The organism is Variovorax glucosi (genome assembly GCF_051216695.1).
GTDB lineage: Bacteria > Pseudomonadota > Gammaproteobacteria > Burkholderiales > Burkholderiaceae_C > Variovorax.
In genome coordinates this window covers 1-1185 of record NZ_JBPJZE010000233.1, presented here as the reverse complement: position 1 = coordinate 1185, position 1185 = coordinate 1, and the positions used below count along the sequence as shown (strand labels likewise).

Genomic DNA, 1185 nt, shown 5'->3' with positions numbered 1-1185 from the left:
ACCCTGGCCAACGGGTTGCGGATGAAGGTGGTGGCCGAGGGCATCGAGACCACGGCCCAGCTCGACTACCTGCGCAGCCACGGATGCGACGAGGCCCAGGGCTATTGGCTGTGCAAGCCCGTCCCTGCCGACGAGGCGCGCGATTTCATGGCGCGTCACCTGCGCAACCAATTTGCTCCATCGGTAGTGGTCTGACGGCCGAACCTTCGGGGCAATCTTCACCGGGCACGTTCGCTCGGACCTTCCAGCAACTCAACAGGAGCATTAATGACTCATTCCACTCAAGGCAAGACACTGGAGCAGACGATCACCGCGATCAATGCGCTCGACCTCACACCGATCAAGTTCAAGGCCTGCCGCAAGGAGGACGGCTACGGCTGGTCGGCAGCCTACGCGGATCAGATGGAGGTGGCCTACAAGCGCTACCTGATACTGCACGCCAAGCACCCCGACCTGACGCTCGCTCCAGAGCAGGACGTCGACCGTTTCTGGCACATGCACATCCTCGACACGAGAAAGTACGCAGCCGATTGCGAAACCACTTTCGGCTATTTCCTGCACCACTTTCCGTACCTCGGCCTGCGCGGCGAGGAAGACGCCCAGGCGCTGCAAGCGGCCTTCCTGGAGATGCAGCGTTTGACTGTCGAGGAATTCGGCGAGCCGACGCCCGCGCCCCGACACGAGCCGGCGAAGGATGTGGCCGCATGGTGCTCGCTTGAGGCGGGCAAGCTTGCAGCAGCATGGTGTTCGGCGGAGGTCGGCAAACCTTCGGCAGCATGGTGTTCGCTCGAGACGGGCAAGCCTTCAGCAGCGTGGTGTTCGCTCGAAGCAGGCAAACCCGCAGCAGCATGGTGTTCGCTCGAAGCAGGCAAACCTTCGGCAGCGTGGTGTTCGCTGGAGGCGGGCACCGCGGCCGCTACTGCCTCCGCGGCAGAGCACTCGGTGAAGGCCGGCGCGCCCGGGCATCACTAGCCAGCCGCCACCCCGAAGCCCGTGTCGAAAGTGCCCTTCACATCAAGCGGCTGCTTGATGAGCCCGACCTGCCGGTAGAAGTCCGCAGTGCCCTGCTGATCCGCGATGACCTGCGCGTCGATGGGCACCCACTTCTGCTGGCGGCGTTCGAACTGCAGCTTCGCCGCCTCGGGCGGAATGCCGATGATGCGCGCCAGCGCGGCCGAGTAGGCG

At 64.3% G+C, this 1185-nt stretch carries 2 protein-coding genes and 1 pseudogene; 2 read left to right on the top strand and 1 reads right to left on the bottom strand.

Features of this window, described 5'->3' with window-relative positions; all coding sequences use genetic code 11:
• Together ACSFA3_RS24575 and ACSFA3_RS24570 are read left to right on the top strand one after the other, a co-directional pair.
• The coding region (locus ACSFA3_RS24575; protein ID WP_435507984.1) for an EAL domain-containing protein at nucleotides 1–195 on the top strand (195 nt) is incomplete at its 5' end.
• A 72-nt stretch (nucleotides 196–267) separates the two neighbouring features.
• Nucleotides 268–972, top strand: coding sequence for a glycine-rich domain-containing protein (locus tag ACSFA3_RS24570; protein WP_435467831.1), 705 nt, complete (start codon nucleotides 268–270; stop codon nucleotides 970–972).
• Here the strand turns inward: ACSFA3_RS24570 and ACSFA3_RS24565 are convergent.
• Nucleotides 969–1185, bottom strand: a pseudogene (locus tag ACSFA3_RS24565) (ABC transporter substrate-binding protein); the annotation flags it as partial. The gene ACSFA3_RS24570 and the pseudogene ACSFA3_RS24565 overlap by 4 nt on opposite strands.

Coding starts and splice junctions, on each gene's coding strand:
- ACSFA3_RS24570 (WP_435467831.1), top strand. CDS start 268: ATGACTCATTCCACTCAAGGCAAGACACTGGAGCAGACGATCACCGCG.